Consider the following 6,365-nt stretch of genomic DNA (forward strand, 5'->3'; position numbering starts at 1 on the left):
CAGGCAGGCATCATTATCGCCATTAACCATACCAAATGGGCGATTAACCGGTTCACTGTGGATGATCAACCGGGTATCGACAGTATCGGCCCATATCAGGGCGGTGGTGGCGGTTGTTGCTATCGGGCTCCAGATAAGTGGCGGCCGGGGATGACGGTTAAGGTGGATTGGGAGACCGGTGTCGCTTTTTCCGACGATTTTCCCGGCTATGAAAATTGGGAAAAGTATTTGGTGTGGAGGGACAAGATTAATGCCCAGAAACGCCAGCATAGCCAGGTAGTGCCAGTTCCTTATTATCAGAATGGTGGTGATACCTGCGGTATTACGGTGCACTTCTTACCCTGTGACCAGATCAAAGTCACCACTTCGTGTTATGCCTACGGTAGCCCGAACTACCCGATTAAAGAACCCTTGGAAATGAAGGAACCAAAAGTATGTCCGAAATAAAGCATCATGATCTTGTCTGGTTGCCAGCCCCTTTTCCGTCTCAGGGGCGGTTACCTGCCAAGAATTATCTGGTCAGGGAAAACTGTCAGCAACAGAGCAGTCAGGAAAAAGCTTACTATCAGGAACTTTGTCTGGCCGCCAATCGCCGGGTGATCCGTCCCTGTTGTAACACGTTGCATGTCAGCATGTTTTTTGATGGAACCGGCAATAATTTATATAACGACCTTTATCAGGCCGTTCCTAACCATCCGACCAATGTTGTCCGTCTTTTCCAAGCGACCATTGGGGCTGGTTATGCCGGAGGGGCATCAGGTAAGCCGTTACTGGATAATATTGAGAGCACCGGAAGAAAGTACTTTAAGTATTATATTCCCGGGGTGGGAACCCCTTTCCCGGAAATTAATGAGCTGGATTACAGCAAATTGGGGCTGGCAGTCGCTAGCGGGGGAGAAGACCGAATAAATTGGGCATTACTGCGGTTGATTGATGTTCTCCGTTTTAATCTGACCCAAAAACAGATGACAAACGAAGAAACCCTAAAATCCCTGAAAGCGATGGCAACCACATGGAATATGCTGGAGTTAGGAGGCAGCAATAACCGTTATGAGGAGTTCTATAAGCAGTTTGCGAGCTTAAAACGTGAACTGAAGATAGCCCGCAGTCAGCCCGGGCGGGGTAAGTGTAAGTTGTTGGGTATGAAATTGTATGTGTATGGTTTTTCCCGTGGGGCTGCGGAGGCACGGACTTTTGTCAACTGGCTGACCGAACTGTTTCCGCCGTCGAGAGAAGCAGGCCAAAAACCGGCTCAGTGTCTGCAACAGAAACACGATACAGACCCGGATAGCAATTTACCCATCAGCGTAGAATTTCTCGGATTGTTTGACACAGTGGCGTCGGTCGGGGTGCCCCATATGATCCCCGTTGTTGAAGGGCATATGGCCTGGGCGGACGGCACGCAGGAACTGCCATCGGAGGAGACTTACGGTGGTCTGGTGAAACGTTGTGTGCACTTGGTCTCGACCCATGAACAGCGGTTGTGTTTCCCGATGGATTCCATTCGCCGGGCGGACGGTACTTACCCGATAGGCAGTACCGAGGTGATTTATCCCGGTGTGCACTCTGATTTGGGGGGCGGTTATCCACCGGGAGAACAGGGTAAGGCAATAGGTAAAACAGATGCGTTGTTATTGTCGCAGATCTCTTTACATGAAATGTATGCGGCAGCCTTTCAGGTTGGGGCGCCCCTTAAGGTCCCTCGGTTAGTATTGCCTGATGATTTGCAAGATCAATTGTGGCGGGCGATGAACACTGATGTTCAGCAAGAATTTGAAGTTGCTCCAGATTTAGTCAACCGCTTCAACGCTTGGCGTCAAGTGACTCTGGGTTTGGAGATGCCCCAACAACCCCTGTCGGATGAAGAAGCGGCCCGCTTTGAACCGGTGCGGGCCTCTGTGGCGTTGGAACAGGCGATGGAAAACCAGATGAACTGGCTGACCGCCTGGCGTATCAATCGTTACGCCAACGGCACGCTGCTTGGTGCGCCGTTTTTTCATGAGGCTCCCAACCGTGATGCGAAAAAGGCGCATTATGAACAGAGTGAAAAGGCACAAAAAGCGGCACAACAGCAGGTCGAGGCTAAACGGAAAGTGCAGTGGAATGAATTTTTTCGCGATGGAGGAAAAACGCCGCCGTTGTTAATGCAGGGAGTACCGGATTTTGACCCGGAAACCGCCCAGAACCAGTTGCGGGAAGCGGCAGCGGAATTTGGTCGTGACTACCGGGGAGAAAGTCGTGAGCAAAGCAATCTAAAACAATTTGCTATTGAAACTCTCGCATACCACATGCTCTATATATGGGACAGTAATGATGATATTAAGGAATGTCAGCAAATGAAAACGGCGGGAGAAGCGTTGGTCAAACCGCTTTTCCGGCCTGCCCCAGTGGGAAAAACCGGCCAGCAGGAGTCACCCGAGTCATTGTTGGTCGCTCTGTATGACAATCAGGTTCATGATTCCCGCGCCTGGTTTATGTACTCTCTTCTGGATACCCGTGAGCCGGCAGGCGGTTACTTCCGTTACCGGATAATTTATTTCGGTACGAAATGTAACAAGCCTTTATCACCTCTGACGATAGCTGGCAATGTCGTCGGAGCGGCGAACCCGGTTGGTGCAGCGTTGTTTTTCTTGAAAGATAAAAAAGTCGGCAACATGTTGTCGGATGCCGCCGACAAGGTATCCGTCACAACATGGAAAGTGACCGCGCAATATTTAACTTCCGGCGAGCTGATCCCCCTGTTAGCAGGACCGGAGTATAGAAAAGCGTTCACCCATAACGTGGGCGAAGTGACCCGTCAGCAGAGGGAATTTCTCAAAGAGCGGCGGTTGCAAACGGCCAAAGATAATCTCAAAGCGCATTGGGCGGGAAAAACGCAGGAACCTACCCCGTTAGGGGAGACTGAGAAATGAAAAACGTAATCCGTCAGGGTGACAGCCTGCGCGAATATGGCGGTACGGTATTGTCGGGCCACTATCTTTGTTTCGGACAACCCATCGCTTGCAAGGGTGATCCTGTTCAGTGTCACCGTCATGGCATGACCACCATTGCTCAAGGGAGTGCTGCCTGCCTGATAGACGGCCAGCCGGTGGCGTTGCATGGTCATCGTTGTGAATGTGGCTGTACGTTAGTCAGCTCTTTTCCCGATTATCAGGTGGCGTCATGAAAGCGATCCCTCTTTTTCCGCCTTATTCTCAGGCTTCGCCTCCCCGCTTTAAACGTTGGCTGGGAGTCGGCGCTGGATTGGTTTTATTGATCAGTAACATCGTCGCGCTGATAAGACCTGAAATCGGTGACACTTTCTCCTTATATGCCCTGATCCCCGGATTGGCGGCGTTATGGCTGTTATGTCTGTTATTCCGCGTACTGTTTTACCGTTTTGCCATGCATAACGCCTGGACTTATCAGCAACAGGTCGAGCGGGTTCAGCAACAGTGGTGGCGTAAACACCGTCAACAGATTGCGTTGGTGGATTATGTATTGGTTGGGCCGCTAGGGTGCACGCCCGATGTATGGAATAAAGTGGTTAATCAGCCTCATTGCTACGCGGAACCTTTTGAGGAGGAGAGTGGTCAGTCGGTGCGTCTGCTACGTTCTTTTGCCGCTGATATTGAGCAGCGGGAAATACAACTGGCGGGCATGGCAGTGGAACAGTGGCATAAACAGAGGAAGGCGCAGTCGCCGTTGCGTTGTACGCCATTACGTTGTTATTGGTTAGGTTCTGCCGCTGCTTGGCAAGAATTTAGCGTTCGTATGGCGGAGCGGTTTCCTGATGTGGAGTTGCCTGAACAGCCGCAGCCTTGGTGTGGTATCGATACGCTGGATGAGATGATTGATCTGCTCAACACGACAAGGGACCAACACGCGACTATTTTGTGCGCGGGTTGTCAGTGCGTAGACAGCGAGGCTGAATCAGCCTTACCCGCCGGTGAAGCGGCATTTATCTGGTTACTGAAAAAACAGGGCAACGTCTGTTTGACCCGTGGTGAATTTTTTTGTTCTCAAAGTGATGAAGAAATTTCTGACGTCGCGGCCAGAACATGGGTTCAAGCGGATATGTCTCAGCCACCGGCAACCTGCTTTCTGTTTTCTCAGCCGGATCTATCCTCACTGGAAAAGCTCGGCTGGAATATCACTCAACATCAACAGGATCTCAATTGGGGCAATATTGGCGGGATGGAGGCAGTCGTAGTGCAAACACTGGCGGCGATCTCGGCGGAAAATACCGGCCAGCCCTGTGGGTGGTTAGCTCGTGATCCTCAACATACTTTAGCGTTTGGAATAGTAAAATCTTATGGCACTGCAAGAGAATAAATTACCGTCTATTTCGGTATTGAAGACACTTATCTTCCTGATAGGCACCATTACCCTGCTGGTCGCGTTGGCCGGTCTGGGATGGTGGAATTGGGGGGAACACCGAGCCACTGATAGCGAAACCTTCAACCATCTATTGTGGGTTTGTGGAATAGCCTGGGTGCTCACCGTGGTGGTGGGTATGCTAGGTTTTATCACCGTAACCTTGTTTGTCAAAAACAAAGTTACCGATGTGAAGCCCGATACCCGGCCACTTTTGTCGGCCGGCGAATCGTATGATTATGGCGATTTGGGCGATCGCATGCGCCTCCGTTACGGGCGGTTCTGGTGGTATAAAGTCCGCATTTTACTGGTGGTGGGCGAAGTGGAGCAGGTGGAAGCTATCGCGCCGGGGCTGACGACTGCGTATTGGCAGGAAGGTTATCGTACGCTGTTGCTCTGGGGCGGCAGTTTGCAGGCGGAACCGAATACTGCTCAGTTGATGGCTTTGCGTCGCTTGCGCCGTTACCGCACGCTCAATGCCATTGTCTGGGCGCTGACCGAAAACCAAAGCGCGCAGCCGGTGTGGATGGATAAAGCTTTGCGGATGTTGCAAAAACAGGCCCAACAGTTGCGCTGGCAGGCTCCGGTCTACCTGTGGCAGGTGTGTCACAGCAACTGGTCTCAGGAAGACCGTATCACTCAGGCCGTCGGCTGCTTTTTTCCTGAACGTTGTACCCCGGATATTGTGGCGACACAGTTGCAAGAATTGGTTGACCCGTTGCGCAAGCGTGGGATGCAGCAACTGTTGGAGAAAACGGCCCACGATTTTCTCTGCCGTCTGTCTGCGAACTTAAAACAACGGGGGATTGCGCACTGGCAACAGGTTCTGACGCCGTGGTTAGCGGAGTATGGCGATGTAGTGTCGCTGCGCGGTCTGATGTTCAGTTTGCCGCTCCGGGCGATAAAGACCAGCCTCCCGCAGATTTGGCTGCCCGATACTGCCTGGCAGGGGGTGTTGGAGGGCAGCCATCGTTTCCACGGTCGGCGGGTGGGCATGCCCCGCGCACAGACCGTCTGTCGTGGCCTGATGGTGCTGGGCTTGTTATGGGGTGCCGGAATGGTGCTCTCCTTTTTCACCAACCGTGACCAGATAGCCGTGGTGCAGGCGGCGGTAACTGACCTGAAAGCTCAGCCGGAAAATTCTGATGCCCAGTTGATAGCTTTAAAGGATCTGCGTAACGAGGTGGACCGGATGCAAGACCGGGCTGAACATGGCGTGCCGTGGTATGAGCGTTTTGGCTTGAGTCAGAATCAGAAACTGTTGACGGCAGTGCTGCCCTATTATGCGCAGGCTAATAACCGCCTGATCCGGGACAGAGCCGCTGCGGTGCTGCATGCGAAACTGAGCGCTTTGGTGAATTTACCGCCGGGCAGCCCTTTGCGGGCTAAATGGGCGCAAGCCGGTCATGACCAGTTGAAAGCCTACCTGATGATGGCGCGGCCGGAAAAAATGGATGCCGCGTTTTTAACCCGGATACTGAATGAAAATGAACCCAGGCGGGCCGGTATTACCCCCGATGTCTGGCTGGATACGGCGTGGGGTCTGTGGAGCTTTTATGCGGAGAATCTGCCCGCGCATCCCGAATGGCGGATAACCCCGGATAAGGAGTTGATTAAACAGGCGCGTCAGTTGTTGCTGCTCCAGTTAGGTAAGCACAATGCCGAAGCGGCGCTTTACCAGCAGATGCTGCAATCAGTGGAGAAAAATTATTCTGACCTGACGTTAAGGCAAATGACCGGCGACACCGATGCCGAACGGCTGTTTACCACCTCTCACGTGATACCGGGGATGTTTACCCGTCAGGCGTGGGAAGGCGGGATACAAAAAGCGATAGCGGAGGCGGTGGCGTCACGTAAGGAAGCGATTGACTGGGTGCTGAGTGATAACCGTCAGACAGTCTCGGCGTCGGTATCCCCCGAAGAGCTGAAAGCCCGGCTGACCGCCCGTTACTTTACCGATTTCGCCGGGGCGTGGCAGGATTTTCTCAACAGCCTGCGCTGGCATAAAA

At 52.6% G+C, this 6,365-nt stretch carries 5 protein-coding genes; all 5 read left to right on the plus strand.

The window, feature by feature from the left end:
• Nucleotides 1-447: Tli1a family immunity protein (gene tli1a / locus EAE90_RS19550; protein ID WP_214054899.1), on the plus strand; the 447-nt coding region annotated here is incomplete at its 5' end.
• Entirely contained in the window at nt 435-2,912 is a 2,478-nt protein-coding gene (locus EAE90_RS19555) for a T6SS phospholipase effector Tle1-like catalytic domain-containing protein (RefSeq protein WP_214054900.1), read from the plus strand. The genes tli1a and EAE90_RS19555, both read left to right, overlap by 13 nt.
• Nucleotides 2,909-3,166 (plus strand): PAAR domain-containing protein, encoded by a 258-nt coding sequence (locus tag EAE90_RS19560; protein WP_214054901.1) that lies wholly within the window; start codon nt 2,909-2,911, stop codon nt 3,164-3,166. The genes EAE90_RS19555 and EAE90_RS19560 overlap by 4 nt, the downstream gene beginning before the upstream one ends.
• Complete coding sequence (locus tag EAE90_RS19565) at nt 3,163-4,314, plus strand: hypothetical protein (RefSeq protein ID WP_214054902.1); 1,152 nt, start codon at nt 3,163-3,165, stop codon at nt 4,312-4,314. Before EAE90_RS19560 ends, EAE90_RS19565 begins: the two co-directional genes overlap by 4 nt.
• A partial coding sequence (locus EAE90_RS19570; protein WP_246550979.1) for an ImcF-related family protein occupies nt 4,295-6,365 on the plus strand: 2,071 nt, incomplete at its 3' end. The genes EAE90_RS19565 and EAE90_RS19570, both read left to right, overlap by 20 nt.

This window comes from Photorhabdus caribbeanensis, assembly GCF_018448885.1.
GTDB classification, from domain to species: domain Bacteria; phylum Pseudomonadota; class Gammaproteobacteria; order Enterobacterales; family Enterobacteriaceae; genus Photorhabdus; species Photorhabdus caribbeanensis.